Source organism: Actinoplanes hulinensis (assembly GCF_019429605.1).
Classification (GTDB): domain Bacteria; phylum Actinomycetota; class Actinomycetes; order Mycobacteriales; family Micromonosporaceae; genus Actinoplanes; species Actinoplanes campanulatus.
In genome coordinates this window covers 96,214-115,355 of record NZ_JAHXZI010000007.1, presented here as the reverse complement: position 1 = coordinate 115,355, position 19,142 = coordinate 96,214, and the positions used below count along the sequence as shown (strand labels likewise).

The following is a 19,142-nucleotide window of genomic DNA, read 5'->3' as shown; positions in this document are numbered from 1 at the left end:
GGACGGCCCGCGGCCGAGCGCTCACATCATCGCCGGTGACGGATGACCGGGCGCACACTGGCAGGATGGGCCGGATGGTGATGCGCGGTGCGCTGGGCGTACTCCTCTGTCTGGTTTTGATCCTGATTCTCGTGTGGGCGGCGCAGCGCAAGCTGATCTATTTCCCGGACCGTGGGCGGCCACCGCTCGCGGCGGGCGCGCAAGAGGTCACCTTGCGCACCGCGGACGGGCTGCGGCTCACCGCATGGCTTTTCCAACCCCTTCCCGGTACGCCGAAGCGAGCCGTTTCCGTACTGGTAACGCCAGGGAACGGGGGAAATCGGGCGGGCCGGGCGCCGCTGGCCGCCGCCCTGACCGCCCGGGGCCTGACCGTGCTGCTGCTCGACTACCGCGGCTACGGCGGCAACCCGGGTAGCCCGTCGGAGTCCGGCCTGGCCATGGACGCCGACGCCGCCCACGCCTACCTGACCGAGATCGATCACCCGATCCTCTACTACGGAGAGAGTCTCGGCGCCGCCGTTGCCACCGCGCTGGCGATCCGTCATCCACCGGCCGGGCTGCTGCTGCGTTCCCCGTTCACCGACCTGGCCGCCGCCGGGAGCGCCCACTACCCGGTCCTGCCGGTCGGCCTGCTGCTGCGTGACCGTTTCCCGGTGGCGTCGCTGATCCCGCGGGTGACCGCCCCGACCGCGATCGTCTACGGCACCGCCGACCAGGTGGTGCCGCCGGACCAGAGCCGGGCCGTGGCCGAGGCCGCCGCCAGCCTGACCCACCTGGCCGTGGTCGACGGCGCCGACCACAACGACCGTGTCCTGCTGGACGGCCCCCAGCTGATCGGCGCCGTCGATGCCCTCATCGGCTGAGGCCGGCCGTCACGGCCGGAGGACGAGCTTGCCGGTGGTCCGGACGGTCTCCCCGGCACGGTGCGCCTCGGCCGCCTCGGCCAGCGGGAAAACCCGGTCGACGTGCACCCGCAGCCGGCCCGCCCCGGCCAGTGCGGCGAGCTCCTCCAGGGCGGCCCGGTCGGGTTCGGCCAGCAGGAAGACACCGCCGTGCTCGCGGACCGCGGTGGCCTCGGCGCTGTTCAGGGCGACGATCCGGCCACCCGCCCGCAGCGTCGCCGCCAGCTGCGGCAGCTGGCCATCGACGGTGGCGATCGCCAGGTCCACGTCGTGGACGGCCGCGGCCACATCGGTGGTCCGGTAGTCGATCGCCTCGTCGGCGCCGAGGCCGCGGACGAAGTCCAGCTTGGGGGCGCTCGCGGTGCCGATGACGTACGCCCCGCGCGCCTTCGCCACCTGGACGGCCAGATGCCCGAACCCGCCCGCCGCACCCGGGATGAGGACCCGCTGACCCGGCTGGACGTTCGCCGTCTCCACCAGCACCTGCCAGGCGGTCAGGCCGCCCAGCGCCAGGCCGGCCGCCTGCTCGTGGGTCCAGTCCACCGGGTTCACCCGGCCGCGCGCACCTCGACGAGCACCTCGGTGGGGCCCGGTTCCGGCCGGTCCGCCTCGACGAGGCGCAGCACCGACGGGTCGCCGAGTTCGTCCTGCCTGATCTTCCGCATCCACCAACCTTTTCAGAGCAGCTGTTTCACCTGGGTGAGAGCGTCCCGGACCACCTTGTACGTGTCCTCGCGCCGCCGGTCGGCCGGTGGCAGCACGTCACCGCCGTCCAGGGTGCGGCTCGCCGCGAGCAGCAGTCCCGCGGCCGTGCCGGCGGACTGCCGGGCCGACGCGCGCCGGGACTGGGTGCGTTTCGCCATGCGGGAGGTCAGCCGGTCGATCTCGCCGCGCAGCCCGGCCTGCTCCTTGCGGTACCTGTCCGCCCGCATCTGCGCGAAGAACCCGAGTGCCGCCCCGGGCTTGCGCCGCTCGTGGCCGGCGGCGTTGCACGCCTGGACCTGACCGTCGAGGGTGTAGGTGAACAGCGCGATCCCGGTGGCGTTCGCCCACTCCAGGGCCGCGGGCGTGTAGCCGGAGCGGCTGTAGAAGAACGCGGTCGCGGCGGCCGCCTGGGCCACCCCGAACAGGTCCCGCAGCGGCGGCTGGCCGACCGGCTGGGCCCAGTGCTTGACCTGCGCCACCGCACCGGTAGCCACCACGTCCACGCCGCCGTCGGCGCCGCCCGCGGTGGTCCGCGCGTCGTGGAAGCCGAGGTCCCGCAGATGCCGCACGGCCAGTTCCTCGGCGGCCCGCCAGTCGCCGGCCGGTTTCGCGGCGGCCCGCCATTCGCCGACGATCGGATCCTCGGCCATCGCGAACGCCCGGGACAGCCCGGCGAGCGCCCGCTCACGTACGTCCGAGATGTCGAAACGCTCGGTGGGACTCTCCAGCACCACGGTCGGGACGGCGCTGAACCGGACGGCCGCGACCGGTAGATCGAGCCGGACCGGACTGGTCTGCCGTGCGGCGTGCCCCATGTCGGAGAAGAACCCGACCGCGACCACGAGGACCCGGCCGTCGGCGACGGCGATGACCACCGCGTCCCGGCCGTGCCGGCCCCGGGCCAGCGCGTCCACCCGTTGCGCCTTACCGAGCGCCGCCAGCACCGCCGGACTGTCCGTCACGTCCTTGCAGCCTGACTCGGGGTACACGGAAGCGGTCCGGCGATCCAACGACAGTAGTCCTACCAATGCCACCGCGTAGTTCTATCGCGGCGGCCAGGACACCCGCATCCGCCGACCCGGCGATGATCCCGTTGGCTTCTCCGTCAAGATCCACCTATGGTGGTCGGATGCCGGCAGTGACAGTGCGTCCGCTCGCCGCCACCGTGGTGGCGGCCGTTCGTGCTGTCCACCGGCCGATGGCCACGACGGCGACCAACGGGCTGCCGCGCCCGGTGACCGCCGGCCGTGGCCCACCGGCGGATCCGCATCCTCGATCCGCCGCCAGGGCGAAGCTCATCAGCTTCGGCCCTTTTTCTTTTTCCGGCTCATTCACCGAACAGGAGAGACCATGAGTCTCCAGATCGAACGTCCCGGCCAGGACCGGCTCAGCACCGTACGATCGTGGCTGAGTGAGGAGTTCGCCGTCCAGACGGCACGGCTCAAGGACCTCACCGAGATCAACGCCGACACCGGCGACCCGGCGCAGGCCCACGACCGGGCGGCGATGCTGGCGGCCACCCGGCAGAGCCTCGACCAGATCACCAGCGCGCTGAGGCGCATCGCGGAGGGTACCTACGGCAGCTGCGACCGCTGTTCGACCCCGATCCCGGCCGAGCGCCTGGAAGTGCTCCCGCACGCCCGGTTCTGCGTGCCGTGCCAGCAGAAACAGCACGGCTGAGCCGACCGGCTGCCGCGCCACCCGGTGCGGCAGCCTCCGCCGTCGTCATCCCTGAGAAAGGATCCGCTTTGACCACCTCACCGGTAGCGCTCGCCGTCGACCTGGGCAGCAGCACGGCCTCGGTGTGGGCCACCGGCCGTGGCGTCGTCAGCGCCCCCACCGGCGTCGGCGCGCTTGTCCGGCGTGGCCGTGTCACCGACGTCGACGGCTGCGTCGCCCTGCTGACCCAGCTCGTCAACCGCTTCCCGCGGCCGGCGCCGGTCGCCGACGTCGTCGTGGCCTGCCGGCCGGTGCTGTCCACCGAAGCCGACCAGGAACTGATGCGCCGCGTGATCGACGGCGCTTTCGCGCCCCGCCGGACACTGCTCATCGACACGGTCCGTGCCGCGGCCATCGGATCCGGCGCGACCGCCGGAAACCTGCTGGTCGTCGACATCGGCGCCCAGCTCACCGAGACCGCCCTGCTCGAACACGGCCGGGTCACCGCCGCCCAGCGGGCCGACTACGGCATCCGCGACCTGGGCCGCGACGGCGCGACCGGGCTCCTCACCGACATCGTCGCCCAGCACGTCGCGAACCTGCGCGCCACCGACCACGCCGAAACCCTGGCCGAGGCCACCGCCCGCGGCATCCTGCTGGCCGGCGACGGCGCCCTGCACCCCGGCCTGCCGGAGGCGCTGGCCACCGCCCTGGACGTGCGCGTACACCGCGCCGCCGACCCCCGCACCGCCGCGCTCGACGGCGCCGGCCGGGCCGCCATGTCCGCCCTGCGTCATCCCGGGTTCGCTTGACCACCCTCTGGCTGTCGTTCTGCGCCGGCACGGACCTCGCCGGGCTGCGGGCGTCGGCCCGGACGCACCTCGACGGCCAGCTCGGCAGCGGGCACCTCGACGAGGCCCTCACGATGATCGCCGCGCTCGTCGACCACGCCGGCGGCGAGGGCGAGCTGATCGTGAGCCGCCGCGACAACAACCTGCTCATCGAACTCGTGACCCGAACGGTCCTCGACGGCGCACCGCCGAGCCCGCCCACACCCTGCTGGACCTGTGGCGCCTGCTCCACCGGCACGGGCGGCGTCATCTGGGCGGAGCTGGAGATCTCTCGTGGTCCAGGTCCGCGTCTCGCTTCCAGCTCCTTCTTCCGGTACGCGTGTCCTCGTCCCCGCTGATCAGGGCCGTCCCGTCCGGTCGGCGCGACCTCGCTGCCCGCTGCGGCCCGTGCCGCGCCCGCCGGGCGTAGATCGGTGCCCGGGCAGGCCGGCCTATCTCGCCGCCACCCCGTCTGCCGCCGCCTCGCCGCCCCTTTCGGTCACGCTGGGCGGGTGGTCGCGATGTTGCCGGCCTGGGGCTGCCTGCACTCGGCCGTTGCGCCGGTCGCGCTGGCTGAGTGGAAGCGGTTTTGCGTGCCAAGCACCGGGGGTGCCCGCTCGCGGCCGGTGCGCGGGTCGTCCGGTGTGGGCGGTCACGCTTTCACGAGGGTGGGCGCGCACGGCGGCGGTGTCGTGGTCGACTGGGTGGCCTATCGCCGAGATGGCCGCTCACGTGGCGGCTTTCGTGTGCTTTCACCGCAGACGCGCGCCGACCGGGCGGGACGGCCCTGATGAGACGAGGACGAGGACACGCGTACCGGATGAAGGAGCCGGAGGCGAGATAGAGGTTCTACAGCTGTTCGGCCCTGCTTCGGCGGGGTCGCCGCCGGGTGAAGGCGGTAGATGGCGTTCTCACCGACACCGTCGTCGAGCGGTGCGAGACTGAGCCGGTCCTGAACCCGAGTCGCCGTCAGGGCTCCAGCTGGGAGACGCCGAAGGCCAGCAGGAAGCCGGCCACGGTGATCAGGCCGACCAGCAGGTGGGCGTTCTCGAAGGCCTCCGGGATCATGGTGTCGGCGACCATCGCCAGGATCCCGCCGCCGGCCAGGGCGACGATGGACGCCATCAGGGCGTCGGAGGCGTCACCGAGGACGGTGTAGCCGGTGAGCGCGGCCAGGCCGCTGATCACGGCGATGCCGGTCCACAGGCCGAACACGTACCGGCGGCTCCGGCCTGCGGCGCGCATGCCGGCGGCGCTGGACAGGCCCTCGGGGACGTTGCTGATGAACACCGCGGCGACCGTCACCGCCCCCACCGTACCGCCGCTGAGCAGGCTCGTCCCGATGACGATGGACTCCGGGATGCCGTCCAGCAACGCGCCGAGCGCGATGGCCGTACCCGATCCGTCCTGTTCCTGCTCCGAAGGTTGTTGATCTCCGGAGCGTTTGCGGTGGCGGGCGCCGCGCCGGGCGAGCAGGATGTTGCAGCCGGTGTAGATCAGTGCGCCGGCCGCGGCGCCGATGGTGGTGGGCCGCATGCCGCCCTGCTCGTAGGCCTCATCGATCAACTCGAAGGCTACGGTCGACAGCAGCACGCCGGCGCCGAACGCCATCACCGACGCCAGCAGCCGGCGGGGCACCTTGGCCAGGTAGCCGATCGCCGCGCCGAACAGCAGCGCCGACCCCGCGAACAGCCCCCAGAATCCGGCCTGCAACCACATGGGCACCATGCAGCGAGCGTACGAGTTCAACCATGATCAACAGTGGCGGTGCGGTGATCGCTCACGCGGGAGGGCGCCGCGGACATTGACAGGGGCTCCCTCGGAGAATCACGCTGGCCGATACGAGGATGCGACTCTTCGAGGTGAGAGCCAATGGCGGCCGAGACTCGGGAACAGGTTGACCCGCGCCCCCTTCCGCGCCTTCGAGGCGAGGATCGAGGGCTGCCCTGGGTGGGCAATCTCTTCAAGTACCAGCGGGATCCGGTCGCGCTCTACCAACGTCACTGGGATCGCTACGGGCCGGTCGCGCCGTCGTACATGTTCGGGAAGACCACGGCGATGCTGCTCGGCCCGGACGCCTGCGGCGAGGCGCTGCAGAACCGGGACAAGGCGTTCGCCAACGGGCCGGCCTGGTCGCGGCTGGTCGGGCCGTTCTTCCGCCGCGGTCTCATGCTCATCGACTTCGACGACCACCACGGTCATCGGCGGATCATGCAGGAGGCGTTCACCCCGCAGCGGCTGGACGGCTACACCCGCCGCCTTCATCCGGCCGTCGAACGGGCCCTGGTGGGCTGGGAGACCGGTACGGAGGTGCCGGCGTACTGGCGGCTCAAGCAGCTCACCCTGGACATCGCCGCCGACCTGTTCATGGGCGGGGTGGGCGGCGCCGGCCGGGACGAGATGGACCGGATCAACCGGGCGTTCATCGCCTGCGTGCAGGCCGCCGCCGGTATCGTCCGGGCGGACGTGCCGATGACCCGCTGGGGGCGCGCCTACCGTGGCCGGCGGAAGCTGGAGCGGTTTCTGCGCGGCTACCTGCCGGCGAAGCGGGCCACGGTCAGTGACGACATCTTCTCGGTGCTCTGCCACATCGAGACCGAGGACGGCGACCGGTTCAGCGACGACGACGTCATCAACCACATGATCTTCCTGATGATGGCGGCGCACGACACGTCCACCATCACCACCACCGCGATCCTGCAATACCTCGGCCAGCACCCCGGCTGGCAGGAACGCTGCCGGGCCGAGGCGCTGGCGCTCGGACCGGCCCCGGACCGGGCCGAACTGGACTCGCTCGTCTCGGTCGACCTGGTCATGCGGGAGGCGCTGCGGCTGCGGGCGCCGGTTCCGGTGCTGGTCCGCTACACCGTCAAGGACACCGTCGTGCAGGGGGTGCGCATCCCGGCGGACACGTTCTGCTCGCTCGGCATCCAGTTCACCCACCTGATGCCGGAGTACTGGACCGACCCCACCGTCTTCGACCCGGAGCGGTTCGGCCCGGACCGCAGGGAGGACCGGTCGCACCGGTTCGCCTGGATGCCGTTCGGCGGCGGCGTCCACAAATGCATCGGCATGCACTTCGGCGGCCTCGAGGTGAAGGCGATCCTGCACCGGCTGCTGCGCGAGTACCACTGGAACGTGGACCCGCACTATGTGGCGCCGCTGGACCACCATGCGCTGCCGTTCCCGAAGGACGGCCAGCCGATCACCCTGATCAGGAACTGAGGGGACGAGGATGGATTTCGACGACACCCCCGACGAGGCGGCCTGGCGGGCGGAGGTGCGCTCCTTCCTGGAGCGGCACCCGCCCGTCCCGGAGCAGGCGCGGGCCTGGCAGGCCACCCTGTACGACGCCGGGTTCGTCGGCGTCACCTGGCCGGTCGAGGCCGGCGGACGCGGTGGCACACCGATGCAGCAGGCGATCGTCGACCAGGAGACCGCCCGGCGCGGCCTGCCCCCGCTGATCAACCTGATCGGCATCGGCATGTGCGGGCCGACCGTGATCGTGCACGGCAGCGACTCGCAGAGACAGCGCTACCTCAAACGGCTGTTGCGGGCCGACGACCTGTGGTGTCAGCTGTTCAGCGAACCGTCGGCCGGCAGCGACCTGGCCGCCCTGCGCACGCGGGCGGTCCGCGACGGCGACGGCTGGCGGGTCAGCGGGCAGAAGGTGTGGACGACGCTCGCCCACCTGGCGGACTTCGGGATCCTGCTCACCCGTACCGATCCGGACGTGCCGAAACACCGCGGCCTCACGATGTTCGTGGTCGACATGAAGGCCCCCGGCGTCACCGTCCGTCCGCTGCGGCAGATGAACGGCGACTCCCACTTCAACGAGGTGTTCTTCGACGACGTGCGGATCCCCGACGACGAGCGGCTCGGCGACGTCGGCGACGGCTGGCGGGTGGCGCTGACGACGCTGATGAGCGAGCGGCTGTCGCTCGGCGGCGGTGGCACGTCGATCGGGCCGAAACCGGAGGCGGTGGCCCGGCACGTCGCCGCGCACATCGGCGCGCTCCCCGAGGACCGGCAGGTGCTGGCCCGTCAGGAACTCGGCCGGGGGTACGTGGCCGCGCTCGGCGCCCGCTACACCGGCTACCGGCAGCTGTCGAAGCTGAGCCGCGGTGAACTGCCCGGCCCGGAGGCGTCGGCGGGCAAGCTCAGCGGCACCCGGTCGGCGCGGGATCTGACCGACCTCGCCGTACGCGTGCTCGGCCCGGACGCGGTGACCGGCGACGCCGAGTGGCAGGACATGCAGGCGATGCTGCCCGGCATGGCCATCGCCGGCGGCAGCGACCAGGTGCTGCGCAACATCATCGGCGAGCGGGTCCTCGGCCTGCCCGCCGAACCTCGTGCGGACAAGGGCGTCACGTTCAGGGAGAGCATCCGATGAACTTCGATCTGGATCAGGAGCACCTCGACCTCGCCGACGGCGCCCGTGACTTCCTGTCCGGCTCGGCCTCCCCGGCGGCGGCCCGGGCCGCGCTCGACGAGGGCGCCGGTGTGCGGCCGGGCCGCGCCGAGCTGATCAAAAGCGGTTACGCGACGATCACCATCCCGGAGAGCGCCGGCGGGGGAGGCGGCACCGTCCTCCAGCTCGCCGTGGTCGCCGAGCAGGCCGGACGGGTGCTCGCGGGTCCGTCTCTGGTGAACTTCGCGCGCGCCGCCGTACTCCTGGAGAATCTTCCGGACCGGCTTGCCGGACTCGCCGACGGCAGCCTGGCCGTCGCGGTCATCGACGACGGCCCGGTTCTCGACGCGATCGGCGCCGATACCTTCCTCACGCTGCGCGACGGCACGCTGGTCTGCGGGCCGGGCGAGGTGACGGCACGCCGGCCGATCGACGCGACTCGCGGTCTCGGTGACGTCACCCTGGGCGAGACCACCGATCTGGTACGCGACGCGCGCCCACTGTGGGGGAGAGCGGAACGCGTCGGCCGTACCATCCTCGCCGCCGAAGGCCTGGGGGCCGCCGCCCGGCTGCTGGAGATGGGCGTCGAGTACGCGAAGGAACGGCACACGTTCGGCCGCCCGATCGGCTCCTACCAGGCCGTCAAGCACATGCTCGTCGACGTCTACGTCGCGGTGGAGCAGCTGCGGTCGCTGGTCTGGTGGGCCGCCTGGGCCGCCGACCGGGCACCCGGCGAACTACCGCTGGCCGCGGCCGCCGCGAAGGCCGCCGCGGCCACCACCCTGGAACTCGCGGCCGAGACGGTGATCCAGGTGCACGGCGGCATCGGGTACACCTGGGAACACGACGCCCACCTGTACTGGCGGCGCGCCAAGACCGACCGGTTCCTGCTCGGTGACGATGTGGCGGCCTTCGACGAGGTCGCGCGGCTCGCGATGGGGGAGGCGGCGCGATGAGTCACCACCTCGGCGTCCTCGCGGAGCAGGCGTACCGGCGTCTCGGCCACTACGAGTCGCTGTTCTTCGAGGGCCGGTGGCTGACCTCGACGGAGATCCACGAACGGTCCACCCGGGTCGCCGCCGGACTGCGCGCGCACGGGGTGCGGCCGGGCGACCGGGTGGTCGTGATGACGATGAACACGCCGGAGGTGTTCATCTCCTACCGGGCGATCTGGCGGGCCGGCGCCGTGGTGACGCCGGTGATCTTCCTGCAGAGCGAGCCGGAGCTGCGGCACATCCTCACCGACTCGGGCGCCACCGCGGCGATCATCAGCCCGGAGCTGGCCGGACTGTTCGGTAGGGCCGCCGACGGGCTGGACATCACGACGTTCGTCATCGGCGGCAACTACGCCGACCTCGAAACCGGGGAACCCGCCGGGATCGAACCGCGCGCCGACGACGACCTCGCGGCACTGCTCTACACCGGCGGCACCACCGGACGGGCCAAAGGCGTCATGCTCAGCCATCGCGGCCTGTGGGAGAACGGCCGCGCCCTCGAACAGGTCGCCCGGTCGGCGAACACCACCAGGTCGCTGCTGCCGTTGCCGCTGTCGCACGCGTACGGCCTGATCGTCGTCATCGGCGGCCTGCACTCCGAACGGCGGCTCGTGTCGGTGCTGCAACGCTGGTTCGACCCGGTCGGCTGGCTCGAACTGGTCGCCGAGCACCGCCTCGAATCCAGCCCGGTCGTGCCCACGATGCTCCAGATGCTGCTCGCCCAGCCGTACGGCGACTACGACCTGTCGTCGCTACGATCCTTCGGCTCGGGCGGCGCCACCCTGCCGCCCGCCATCCGCGCCACCGCCGAGAAGGCGTTCGGCGTGACCGTCCTGCAGGGCTACGGCCTCACCGAGACCAGCGCCGTCGTGTCCGCGGAGACCCTCACCGAGCATCGTGCCGGCAGCGTCGGCAAACCGCTGCCGCACGCCGAGGTCGCGATCGTCGACGGCGAGATCTGCGTCCGCGGTCCCGGCGTGATGCTCGGCTACTGGAACGACCCGGACCTGACCGCGCGGACCATCCGGGACGGTTGGCTGCACACCGGTGACATCGGCCATCTCGACGACGACGGCTACCTCTACGTCGTCGACCGTATGAAGGACCTGATCATTCGCGGCGGCTTCAACGTCTACCCCCGCGATGTCGAGGACGTGCTGCTCGAACATCCGGCCGTGCAGGTCGCGGCCTGCGTCGGCAGACCGGATGCGGAGAGCGGCGAGGAGGTGGTCGCCGTCGTCCAGTTGGCGCCCGGCCAACAGGCCACCGGTGCGGAACTCGTCGCCTTCACCCGCGAGCGGATGGCCAAATACAAATACCCCCGCGAGGTCACCGTCCTCGACGCGGTCCCCCTCACCAGCGTCGGAAAAATCAACCGCAAGGCCGTACGCGAAATGTTGGCTCCTCGAAGTTGAGCGGGATCGAGGTGTCCGCGGTTTCCCGACCGGATCGCCATTCTCCTCATGCCGGGGTGACCGCGGACGATCAACGATCACAACTGCCCGCAGCCCCAAGGAGTGATCATGTCGGTAGGCTCCATCGGTCCCGTCGCGTTCAGCATGATCGCACCAGGCCAACTGCAAGACCCGCAGGCCCGGCAGGAGCAGGTCAACGCCCAGGCCGACCTGCTCCAGGCGATGGTCAGTTCCGACCTGCCCATGAAGATGGTGCAGAACCTCAGCGACGGCAAGGGCGTCGACCTGTACCTGTGACCGCGTCGCTCTTCTCAGGCCGACATCGCTGTCACCTGAGACCGGGAGCGCAGGCTCCGCGCGAGGCTGGGGATGATCACCGCCGCCGGTAGCAGATGCAGCCCGATGAGGGTGACGACGGTGGCGGTGCCCGCTCCGGAGATCAGGGGCGGCACCAGCGAGATCGCGGTCAGCGACACGGTCGTCCACACGAACCGTTCGGCGGGGCGGGCGCTCCACCGCAGTAGAGCGACCGCGATGGCGACGCCCACGATCGAGAAGAAACCGGTCACCGTGGCGAACCCGGCCAGCGGGATCGCCTCGCCGCCGTCCGGGATCTCGAAATCGACGCCGGCCGCCCGGGCGAGCGCGGCCGCGAGAGTGGTGGCCACCACCGCCGCGAGCGTGGCGACGATGCCGGTCCGAATCACGCTGCTCATTTCACAACCTCCAAGATCCAAGATTCGGGGTACGGGGTGAGCTGATCGCCGTGTCACGACGCGCACGATCGCGGTGCGCCGACCGGGGTTGCGCAGGGCGCGGACGCCGGTGCCGCGCAGCCAGAACCCGGCGCCGCGTCCCAGGACCGGCCCGGGTTCGCCGTCGCGCAGCTCCAGCTGCACCCGTCCACGGGTGACGACGGCGAACGCGTCCGGCCATTCCGCGGGCACCACGACGACACGCGCGCCGCCACGCAGCGCGAGTGTCCGCACCGGGGCTACTCGATGCCGTCCGCCGGCAGGCGCTCCGGCAGCCCGAGCGGCGGGAACCGGTCGTTGTGGAAGGTGAACACCTCGGTGACGACCCCGCCGGTGATGCGCAGGACGTCGATCGTCAGCGGCAGGTACGCACCTTCCTGCTCACTCCAGAGGTAGAAGGCGACGGCGGGCTGCCGGTTCACGGCGGTGGGGACGGCACGCAGGCCCGTCATGCCCTCGAAGCCGCCCTCGATCCAGTTGTTCAGGACCGCGTCGCGGCCGGCGTACAGGCCCGGGGTAGGGGGCATCGAGAAGCGCACGTCGTCGCGCAGCATCGTGGTCAGCGCCGGGATGTCAGTGGCCACACTGGCGGCGGTGAAACGGCGGACCAGGTCGCGGGTGGCGGCGTCGTCCGCACCGCCGGTCCAGTCCTGCCGTTCCGCCGGCAGATGGTCACGCATGCCGGCACGGGCCCGTTGAAGCGCGCTGTTCACCGAGTTGACCGAGTCACCGAGCAGTTCCGCGACGTCCTTGGCCGGCCAGCCGAGCACGTCGCGCAGGATCAGGACGGCCCGCGGGCGCGGCGCCAGGTGCTGGACGGCGACCAGGTACGCCAGCTCGATCGTCTCCCGTGCCACGGCGAGGGTCTCCGGCTCGTCGGTGCCGTCGGTGGGCAGTTCGTCCAGCAGCCGGTCCGGGTAAGGCTGCAACCACAGCACCTCGCCGCCGGTCGCCGGTTCCGGCCGGCACTTGGCGAGCAGGTCCAGGCAGGCGTTGGTGGCGATCCGGTACAGCCAGGCCCGGAACGTCGACCGCCCCTGGAAGGTCTCCCGCCGCCGCCAGGCCCGCAGGAACGTCTCCTGCACGGTGTCCTCGGCGTCCTCGAACGACCCGAGCATCCGGTAGCAGTGCACGTGCAGCTCCCGCCGATGCCGCTCGGCCAGCCCCGAGAACGCCGGCTCGTCGATCTCGTTCAGGTCCACCGGCCGCGTGTCCGTACCCATGAGGTCATCCTCCCGCTCATCGTGTGCCGTCACAGATATGACGGGTACGGGCGGGAGAACTCATCACCGGCCCTCCCGGGCGTACCGGTCGAGGGTGGTGGTCCACATCCGGGAGATCATCCGGTGCAGTGGCCCGCGATGCAGCAGGAAGAGCATGAGCCTCTGGGAGCGGGCATGCGTGCTGGTCCACTCGGCGTGGACCCGGCTGCCCCCGGCACCGGCCGGCGCGATCCGGACGAACCCGTCGCCGTCACCGCCGTAGCTGCTCTCGACCACGGTCCAGCGGATCACCGTGGGCTCGGACCAGTCGTAGCGGGCGACCACCCAGAACGGCGACCCAGGAGTGCTCTCCCGAGCGACCGCCCAGGTGTCACCCTGCTCGCGCACCTTGTACGTCTTCGGGTCGAGCGTGCTCTTCCAGATCCGTGGCCGCCGATCGGTGAAGTCCGTGAAGGCCCGCCACACCTGCTCGGGCGAGGCCTGCGTCTCGACGTCGAATCGCATCCCCTCATCCGAGCACACCCACCCCGAGCCGTCCAGACACACACGAGCGACCGGTTACGCGCTGGTCAGCGGAATCCGCTCGGCACAGCCCTCGCCGTCGTCCCTCTTCCGCCGCCGGCGGGCCGTCGTCACAGCAGCGTCGTCAGCAGGGTGTCGGGCCCGACGGTCTCCAGGCCGAATTCGAACTCCTCCCGTACACCGTCCACGGTGTCGTCGTGGCCCAGCACCTCTGGCACGTCGTTGCTGAGTTCGAACTGATCAAGCATGTCGTATGCCTCGCCGAGCGTCGTCGCGCCCATCTCGTACGCCCACCGCAGGGTGTTTCGGGCCCCGCTGGAGGGGTCGAACCCCTCGTCCCATGTATCGCTCACCGGCCGAATCTAACCCCCGCCCACACCAGCCGCGGTGATTCCCCGGCCCGGACCCGCCGCGCAGTGGCCCCGCACGCTGCGGCTAGGGCGGACGCAGTGGAAATAAGGTCTGAGCTGAACCAACAAATGCCTGGATATTGCGAACTGGAACCGGGCCAACGGCGCGAACGTAGTCATGTGGGACTGCCACGGCGGCGCCAACCAGCAGTGGCTCTAGATGGGGACCGCTTCCCTCCGGCCCGTGTCCTCCGAAGGTCTCAGAACCGGAACCGCAGGATGCGGCTGGACCGCCTGAAGCTTGGAATCAGATTCAGCAGGCGATACAGGCGACGCGTGGTCGCGGGCGCCCTGTCCATCAGGACCGGTGAGTCGTTCATCGGCGCCTCGTCGAGATAGTGCAACCGCGGGTGCCAGTCGGCCAGCGCGGCCGGGTCGTCGAAACCGCACCGGAACCGGGCGTTGTACCTCCGTCCGATCGGATCCCATCTCGAACCGCGCCATGCCGAGACCGACACCGTGTCGAACAGCATCCGGCCGGTCGGGAAGGCGCCGACGACACTCGTCAACAGCCGCCGGACGTCGTCCTCCGTCAGGTAGGGCACCAGGCCCTCGGCGATCACGAGTGCCGGCCGGCCGCGTGGAACACGCTCCAGCCAGGTGAGGTCGGTGACGTCTGAGCCGATCAAGGTGCAGTGTTCGCGTGGCGGCAGGTGTTGCCCTCGTAGTTCGATGACGGCGGGATAGTCCAGGTCATACCACTCCACGGTGGCCGGCGGATCGATGCGGTACACCCGGGCGTCGAGGCCGCAGCCGAGGTTCAGCACCACCGCGTCGCGATGATCGGCGAGGAAGTCCCGGGCCCAGTCGTCGAGGACCTTGGCGCGTGCCACGGCGGCGAGGCCGAGCTGGCTGGCGGCGAATATGCCCTTGTCGTAGCCGGGGTCGAGACGGCGCATCACCCGCTCGGCGCGCACGTCACCGAGGATGGGGGCCGGCAGCCGGTTGTCCAGCGCCTTGGCCTTGAGGACGGGGCTGAGGGTCTTCTGCACCCCGACGAGTTCCACGTCAACGACGATACGCCCCGGCGAGTACGCGTCCGTAGATGTCGTCGGGGCGGGCCACGGACATCCCGGCGGTCAGCCCGGGCGGCGGAAGTCGGTGACGTCCGGGAGCTTCTGGAAGCCGGCCGAGACGTAGGTCGCCACGGCGCCGAGGTTGCTGCTCGGGGTGCAGACGGTCGCGCTCGACGAGCCCATCTCCCGCAACGCGGCGGCCGCGGCCATCGTGATGGCACGGCCGTACCCGCGGCCACGGTGATCCCGGTGAACGCCCAGTGGTTCGAGCAGACCCGGCCGCCCTTCGCCGGCCGACCACACCGTCACCGTGGCGACCGCCTCGCCGTCGCCGTCGTAACCGACCAGGCACCGGGCCCGGCGGTACGGTGGGGCAGCGGCCATCGTGCGCCAGCGCTCCAGGGTGAACCGTGAGCCGGTGAACATCGCACGCTGCACCGCGACCCGATCCTGGACGATCCGATCCCGCACCTGGTGCGCATCGATGACCTCGACCCTGAGCCCGTGACCCGGCACCGGCGCCGTCAGATCACGGGACAACGGAGTCCACGGTTCGTCGGCCGTCCAACCGCTGCGCTCCAGGAGATCTCGAAAGGCGGCGCCGAAGCGAGCCTCGACAGCCCCGGGCGGCACGCCCTGCCCCGGATCCGACAGGTCGGCCAGTATCCGGGCGGCGAACATGGTGTCGTCGCCGGAGCTCGGCGCGATGCCCATGCGGATCAAGCCCGGGCCGTCGTCCGCCATGCCGACGGCCAGGATCCGCCCGTCACGGGTCCACACCCGGACGGCCTCGGCCAACTCCGGCCCGCCCATGCTCCAGTTCCACCCGAGGTCACCCGGATGAAGCTGGACCGGCCCGCCGGTCCGCTGCCAGCCCGCCACCGCATCGACGACCTCGCCCAACGAGTCCGGCGTCACCAACCGCATCGCGATCGACATGCGCCGACCCAACCACAAAACGGCGACGGCGCAATCGGGTTTCGCCGCCCACCACGAATCGGGGCTCTTGGATATCGTGTGCCGGATGTCAATGGATCTCGTTGGTAGAGCGGTCGAGCTGCTCTGCGACAACTACATTTTTCCCGGCAAGGCTCAGGAGGCGGCCGCGGGCATCCGTCGCCGGCTGGCGGCCGGCGAGTATGACGGCCTGGACGAGGACGCTCTCGGCGAGCGGTTGACCGCCGAGCTGTTCGAGGTGTGCAAGGACAAACACCTTCGGGTACGGGTACGGGCCGAGGGCATGCGCGAGGCCCTCACCGAGCCCGAGCTGGAGGCGGCGTGGCGTGAGCAGCTGCGGCTCACCAACTACGGCATCGCCCGGGTGGAACGCCTGGACGGAAACATCGGCCTGGTGGATCTACGGTCGGTGACCTCCGCGGCGGTCGGAGGGCGCGCGATCGCCGCGGCGATGGAGCTGGTGTCACAGACCCACGCCCTGATCGTCGACCTGCGGAAGAACCGCGGTGGCGCTCCCGACGGGGCCATCTTCTGGACCAGCTACTTCTTTCCCGACGGGGAGACCCACCTCAACAGCGTCCACAGCGGCGCGACCGGCCACACGCGCCAGTACTGGAGCCATTCCTGGCTGCCCGGCAAGCGCTATCTCGATCGGCCGGTGTATCTGCTGACCAGCGGAACCACGTTCTCCGGCGGTGAGGAGATCTGCTACAACCTCAAGGCGCAGCGCCGTGCGATCCTGATCGGTGAAACGACACGGGGCGGTGCCCATCCCACGCAGGCGTTCCCGATCACGTCCACCTTCGAGATCACTGTGCCGGTGGCCCGTTCGATCAATCCGGTCACCGACGGCAACTGGGAGGGCGTGGGCGTCGAGCCGGATGTTCCGGTGCCCGCCGCGGAGGCGTTCGACGTGGCCTACCGGCAGGCTCTCCAGCATGTCCTGGCGACCGGCACCTCGCCCGCGATCCTGGCCGAGGCGCGGTCCGCGCTGGGCTGAGAGCGGTGATGATCCTGCACGGGTTAGGGTGCCCGTCGTGATCGATGAGTCTCGTTTGGTGGTCGTGTCGGGTGGTGCGACGGGGATCGGGCGGGCGATCGCCGGCGCGTTCGCGAGTGATGGCGACCGGGTGGTCATCATCGGCCGGCGGGTGGAACTGCTGCGCCAGACGGCCGAGGAGATGAATCGGGCGGCCGGCTCGGCTTGCGTGATTCCGATCAGGGCGGATCTGACCGAGCCATCCGAGGTTGAGCGTGCGGCGGATCGGATCGCCGAACTGGGCACGGTCGACGTGCTCGTGAACAACGCGGGCGCCATCATCACGCCACCGGCGGATCGGGGGCTCGGCGCGCTGGCCGCCTCCTGGCGTCACGACCTGGAGATCAACCTGATCACCGCGGTGCTGCTCACGAACGCGCTGCTGGACCGGTTGAGCCGGCCGGGCGGGCGGCTTGTCATGATCAGTTCGGCGGCGGCCCAACGGGGTGGTGCGGGTTCGCATTCGGCCGGCTCGTACGCGGCGGCGAAGGCCGCCCTGCACGGGTGGGCTCTGGGGCTGGCCCGGCAGCTCGGCCCGGACGGCATCACGGTGAACGTCCTGGCCCCCGGCTACATCCAGGACACCGACATCTTCCGCGGGCAGGACACCCCGGAATTCGTGGCCGCGAAGGTCGCCGACACGCTGGTCGGGCGGCCGGGGACGCCGTCCGATGTGGCGGCCGCGGTCCGCTTCATCGCCTCCGTCGACGCCGGCTATCTGACCGGCCAGATCATCGGTCTCAACGGCGGAGCGGTTCTCGGCCGGTAGCGGCGACCCGGAACGGCCGCGCCCCTGGCGAAGGGGCGCGGCCGGATGTCACATCACGATGCCTGCCTGGGGGCCGGAGGAGGCCTTGACCACGGTGGGCACGTCGGCGGTCGGGGTGAGGGTGTAGGAGTAGAAGCTGCCCGGAGTGAAGGCCGACCCCGAGGTCTCCTTGCGGCCGGTGGAGTTCACCACCGTGCTACCGCTCTGGCGCAGCTGGGCGCCGGTCGCCGTGTCCGGGTAGTACGGGTTGTTGACCTTGTCGAAGTAGCTGTTCTCGATGACCATCCTGGTGGCGCCGCGCGCGTAGTTCCCGTACGAGGTGACGTTGTTCAGGTAGTTGTTGTAGAGGTGCGCGTACTGGAGGTTGTCCGCGCTGGGGTTGCGCTGGTTGGAGTTGTAGATCCAGTTGTGGTGGATCGTCATCCGCGCGGTCACGTTGGTCGTCCAGCCGATGCCGAACGTCTTGTTGTGGTCGCCCATCCGGTTCCACGACACGGTGATGTGGGTGCTGTCCTTGCGGCTGTCGATGTATCCGTCGTTGATGTTGGTGAACGTGTTGTGGTCGATCCACACGTTCGACGCGGTGTCCATCTGAATGCCGTCGTAGTCGAAGTCCTTGTCGTCCGGGTCGTCGGACGCCATCGCGGTGTCGCCGATGGTCAGGTTCCGGATGATCACGTTCTTGACGCCGGCACCGAGGAAGAAGCCGCCGTTCTTGATCCGCCCGGTGGTGCCCAGCCCGACGATCGTCTTGTTGGACGTGACCGGGATCTCGTGCCCGTACGGGGTCACCGTGATCGTCCCGGACACGCGGATGACGTGCGCCGTCGACGCCGTCGCGTACTTCACCAGGTCGGCGAAGTTGGTCACCGTGACGGCGGTGCCGCCCGCCCCGCCGGTGGTGCCCTGCGCGAAGCCGTCCGCGGTGTTCGACCACGACCCGGGCGTGGTCCCGACGGCGGTGAACGACCACTGCATGCGGGCGATGTCGGAGCAGGCCTCCTGCACGATCGGGTTGTTGCCGGCGGTGGAGCCGTCCTTGTTGCTGACACAGAGCCCGTTGGAGGCGCTCTTGATCAGGTATTTGCCGGGCGCGGCCGTGGACGCGGTCAGTGACCAGGTCTGGTTGGCGCTGGCGCCGCACGTCCACTGCCACAGTTGGACGCCGGCGGTGGTGTCCGAGTAGGGGATGTCGACGCACTTGCCGCTGGCGCTGTCGGTGAACCCGAACGCGCCGTTCTGCGCCACGGCGGTGAAGAGCTGGCTGGTGGCGGCGGTGTTGCAGGCGATCTGGGTGAGCAGTCCGCCGTTGGCGGTGCCGGCGGCCTGAACACATTTGGCGCTGGATCCGGAGGCGAGCGTGTAGACGCCGCCGGCGACCGGCGTGACGGCCGCCTCGGACGGCAGCGCGAACAGGCCGACCACGAGGGCCGGTACGGCTAAGCAGAGGGGGAGTGCCCGGCGCATGAACGATTCTCCTCAGGGGAGCGGGGACGGCGATGCTGAACCGGTTCATTGATACCGCTTCAATTAA

Annotated in this window: 22 protein-coding genes; 12 read left to right on the top strand and 10 right to left on the bottom strand. The window is 70.6% G+C overall.

Features of this window, described 5'->3' with window-relative positions; translation table 11 throughout:
- Window positions 1–65: 65 nt before the first annotated feature.
- Window positions 66–863, top strand: coding sequence for an alpha/beta hydrolase (locus KZ829_RS14720; RefSeq protein WP_220144456.1), 798 nt, complete (start codon window positions 66–68; stop codon window positions 861–863).
- A 9-nt stretch (window positions 864–872) separates the two neighbouring features.
- Here KZ829_RS14720 and KZ829_RS42960 read toward each other — a convergent pair whose 3' ends face one another.
- Window positions 873–1,454 carry an NADP-dependent oxidoreductase gene (locus KZ829_RS42960; RefSeq protein WP_308285489.1) on the bottom strand — a complete coding sequence of 194 codons (582 nt, stop codon included), beginning with the start codon at window positions 1,452–1,454 and terminating at the stop codon, window positions 873–875.
- Window positions 1,455–1,579: 125 nt separating this feature from the next.
- On the bottom strand, window positions 1,580–2,569 hold the full coding sequence (locus KZ829_RS14710) for a restriction endonuclease (protein ID WP_220144455.1): 990 nt from the start codon (window positions 2,567–2,569) through the stop codon (window positions 1,580–1,582).
- 388 nt (window positions 2,570–2,957) lie between these two features.
- Between KZ829_RS14710 and KZ829_RS14705 the strand changes: the two genes are divergently transcribed.
- From KZ829_RS14705 to KZ829_RS14695, 3 genes are all read left to right on the top strand, one after another.
- Window positions 2,958–3,287, top strand: a complete 330-nt coding sequence (locus KZ829_RS14705) for a TraR/DksA family transcriptional regulator (RefSeq protein ID WP_220144454.1) — start codon at window positions 2,958–2,960, stop codon at window positions 3,285–3,287.
- A 68-nt stretch (window positions 3,288–3,355) separates the two neighbouring features.
- The gene (locus KZ829_RS14700; RefSeq protein ID WP_220144453.1) at window positions 3,356–4,078 is read left to right on the top strand and encodes a rod shape-determining protein; all 723 of its coding nucleotides are present in this window, start codon (window positions 3,356–3,358) and stop codon (window positions 4,076–4,078) included.
- Entirely contained in the window at window positions 4,075–4,455 is a 381-nt protein-coding gene (locus KZ829_RS14695; RefSeq protein ID WP_220144452.1) for a hypothetical protein, read from the top strand. Before KZ829_RS14700 ends, KZ829_RS14695 begins: the two co-directional genes overlap by 4 nt.
- A 610-nt stretch (window positions 4,456–5,065) precedes the next feature.
- On the opposite strand, the gene KZ829_RS14690 is transcribed toward KZ829_RS14695, so the two are convergent.
- Window positions 5,066–5,824, bottom strand: coding sequence for a ZIP family metal transporter (locus KZ829_RS14690; protein ID WP_246635644.1), 759 nt, complete (start codon window positions 5,822–5,824; stop codon window positions 5,066–5,068).
- 222 nt (window positions 5,825–6,046) lie between these two features.
- Here KZ829_RS14690 and KZ829_RS14685 point away from each other — a divergent pair, with 222 nt between their 5' ends.
- The 5 genes from KZ829_RS14685 (at window position 6,047) to KZ829_RS14665 (ending at window position 11,214) form a co-directional block, all read left to right on the top strand.
- A complete protein-coding gene (locus tag KZ829_RS14685) occupies window positions 6,047–7,321 on the top strand; it encodes a cytochrome P450 (RefSeq protein WP_308285488.1) in 1,275 nt (424 codons plus the stop codon).
- A gap of 10 nt (window positions 7,322–7,331) precedes the next feature.
- On the top strand, window positions 7,332–8,489 hold the full coding sequence (locus KZ829_RS14680; RefSeq protein ID WP_220144450.1) for an acyl-CoA dehydrogenase family protein: 1,158 nt from the start codon (window positions 7,332–7,334) through the stop codon (window positions 8,487–8,489).
- On the top strand, window positions 8,486–9,463 hold the full coding sequence (locus KZ829_RS14675) for an acyl-CoA dehydrogenase family protein (RefSeq protein WP_220144449.1): 978 nt from the start codon (window positions 8,486–8,488) through the stop codon (window positions 9,461–9,463). The genes KZ829_RS14680 and KZ829_RS14675 overlap by 4 nt, the downstream gene beginning before the upstream one ends.
- Window positions 9,460–10,917 (top strand): class I adenylate-forming enzyme family protein, encoded by a 1,458-nt coding sequence (locus KZ829_RS14670; RefSeq protein ID WP_220144448.1) that lies wholly within the window; start codon window positions 9,460–9,462, stop codon window positions 10,915–10,917. Before KZ829_RS14675 ends, KZ829_RS14670 begins: the two co-directional genes overlap by 4 nt.
- Before the next feature lie 108 nt (window positions 10,918–11,025).
- A complete protein-coding gene (locus KZ829_RS14665) occupies window positions 11,026–11,214 on the top strand; it encodes a hypothetical protein (RefSeq protein ID WP_220144447.1) in 189 nt (62 codons plus the stop codon).
- A 14-nt stretch (window positions 11,215–11,228) separates the two neighbouring features.
- Here the strand turns inward: KZ829_RS14665 and KZ829_RS42955 are convergent, their stop codons facing one another.
- The 4 genes from KZ829_RS42955 to KZ829_RS14645 all read right to left on the bottom strand — a co-directional run bounded on the left by KZ829_RS42955 (window position 11,229) and on the right by KZ829_RS14645 (window position 13,770).
- Window positions 11,229–11,906 (bottom strand): DUF6069 family protein, encoded by a 678-nt coding sequence (locus KZ829_RS42955; protein WP_308285487.1) that lies wholly within the window; start codon window positions 11,904–11,906, stop codon window positions 11,229–11,231.
- 5 nt (window positions 11,907–11,911) lie between these two features.
- A complete protein-coding gene (locus KZ829_RS14655) occupies window positions 11,912–12,895 on the bottom strand; it encodes an RNA polymerase subunit sigma-70 (RefSeq protein ID WP_220144446.1) in 984 nt (327 codons plus the stop codon).
- 63 nt (window positions 12,896–12,958) lie between these two features.
- Window positions 12,959–13,399 carry an SRPBCC family protein gene (locus KZ829_RS14650; protein ID WP_220144445.1) on the bottom strand — a complete coding sequence of 147 codons (441 nt, stop codon included), beginning with the start codon at window positions 13,397–13,399 and terminating at the stop codon, window positions 12,959–12,961.
- Window positions 13,400–13,527: 128 nt separating this feature from the next.
- The gene (locus KZ829_RS14645) at window positions 13,528–13,770 is read right to left on the bottom strand and encodes a hypothetical protein (RefSeq protein ID WP_308285486.1); all 243 of its coding nucleotides are present in this window, start codon (window positions 13,768–13,770) and stop codon (window positions 13,528–13,530) included.
- A 130-nt stretch (window positions 13,771–13,900) separates the two neighbouring features.
- On the opposite strand from KZ829_RS14645, the gene KZ829_RS14640 reads away from it, so the two are divergent.
- The gene (locus KZ829_RS14640) at window positions 13,901–13,987 is read left to right on the top strand and encodes a ricin-type beta-trefoil lectin domain protein (RefSeq protein WP_220144696.1); all 87 of its coding nucleotides are present in this window, start codon (window positions 13,901–13,903) and stop codon (window positions 13,985–13,987) included.
- 40 nt (window positions 13,988–14,027) lie between these two features.
- On the opposite strand, the gene KZ829_RS14635 is transcribed toward KZ829_RS14640, so the two are convergent.
- The gene (locus KZ829_RS14635) at window positions 14,028–14,834 is read right to left on the bottom strand and encodes a class I SAM-dependent methyltransferase (RefSeq protein WP_220144444.1); all 807 of its coding nucleotides are present in this window, start codon (window positions 14,832–14,834) and stop codon (window positions 14,028–14,030) included.
- Between the two features lie 72 nt (window positions 14,835–14,906).
- Window positions 14,907–15,782 (bottom strand): GNAT family N-acetyltransferase, encoded by an 876-nt coding sequence (locus tag KZ829_RS14630; protein ID WP_220144443.1) that lies wholly within the window; start codon window positions 15,780–15,782, stop codon window positions 14,907–14,909.
- Window positions 15,783–15,867: 85 nt separating this feature from the next.
- Here KZ829_RS14630 and KZ829_RS14625 point away from each other — a divergent pair, with 85 nt between their 5' ends.
- Window positions 15,868–16,800, top strand: a complete 933-nt coding sequence (locus KZ829_RS14625; RefSeq protein ID WP_220144442.1) for a S41 family peptidase — start codon at window positions 15,868–15,870, stop codon at window positions 16,798–16,800.
- 37 nt (window positions 16,801–16,837) lie between these two features.
- Window positions 16,838–17,608, top strand: a complete 771-nt coding sequence (locus tag KZ829_RS14620) for an SDR family NAD(P)-dependent oxidoreductase (protein WP_308285485.1) — start codon at window positions 16,838–16,840, stop codon at window positions 17,606–17,608.
- A gap of 48 nt (window positions 17,609–17,656) precedes the next feature.
- On the opposite strand, the gene KZ829_RS14615 is transcribed toward KZ829_RS14620, so the two are convergent.
- Window positions 17,657–19,075 (bottom strand): pectate lyase family protein, encoded by a 1,419-nt coding sequence (locus KZ829_RS14615; protein WP_220144440.1) that lies wholly within the window; start codon window positions 19,073–19,075, stop codon window positions 17,657–17,659.
- Between the last annotated feature and the right edge of the window lie 67 nt (window positions 19,076–19,142).

What these genes read in the sequence shown, in the direction of transcription:
- KZ829_RS14625 (WP_220144442.1), top strand. Translation starts at nt 15,868, where the DNA reads ATGTCAATGGATCTCGTTGGTAGAGCGGTCGAGCTGCTCTGCGACAAC.
- KZ829_RS14655 (WP_220144446.1), bottom strand. Translation starts at nt 12,895, where the DNA reads ATGGGTACGGACACGCGGCCGGTGGACCTGAACGAGATCGACGAGCCG.
- KZ829_RS14650 (WP_220144445.1), bottom strand. Translation starts at nt 13,399, where the DNA reads ATGCGATTCGACGTCGAGACGCAGGCCTCGCCCGAGCAGGTGTGGCGG.
- KZ829_RS14670 (WP_220144448.1), top strand. Translation starts at nt 9,460, where the DNA reads ATGAGTCACCACCTCGGCGTCCTCGCGGAGCAGGCGTACCGGCGTCTC.
- KZ829_RS14615 (WP_220144440.1), bottom strand. Translation starts at nt 19,075, where the DNA reads ATGCGCCGGGCACTCCCCCTCTGCTTAGCCGTACCGGCCCTCGTGGTC.
- KZ829_RS14630 (WP_220144443.1), bottom strand. Translation starts at nt 15,782, where the DNA reads ATGTCGATCGCGATGCGGTTGGTGACGCCGGACTCGTTGGGCGAGGTC.
- KZ829_RS14690 (WP_246635644.1), bottom strand. Translation starts at nt 5,824, where the DNA reads ATGGTGCCCATGTGGTTGCAGGCCGGATTCTGGGGGCTGTTCGCGGGG.
- KZ829_RS14705 (WP_220144454.1), top strand. Translation starts at nt 2,958, where the DNA reads ATGAGTCTCCAGATCGAACGTCCCGGCCAGGACCGGCTCAGCACCGTA.
- KZ829_RS14675 (WP_220144449.1), top strand. Translation starts at nt 8,486, where the DNA reads ATGAACTTCGATCTGGATCAGGAGCACCTCGACCTCGCCGACGGCGCC.
- KZ829_RS14720 (WP_220144456.1), top strand. Translation starts at nt 66, where the DNA reads ATGGGCCGGATGGTGATGCGCGGTGCGCTGGGCGTACTCCTCTGTCTG.
- KZ829_RS14665 (WP_220144447.1), top strand. Translation starts at nt 11,026, where the DNA reads ATGTCGGTAGGCTCCATCGGTCCCGTCGCGTTCAGCATGATCGCACCA.
- KZ829_RS14680 (WP_220144450.1), top strand. Translation starts at nt 7,332, where the DNA reads ATGGATTTCGACGACACCCCCGACGAGGCGGCCTGGCGGGCGGAGGTG.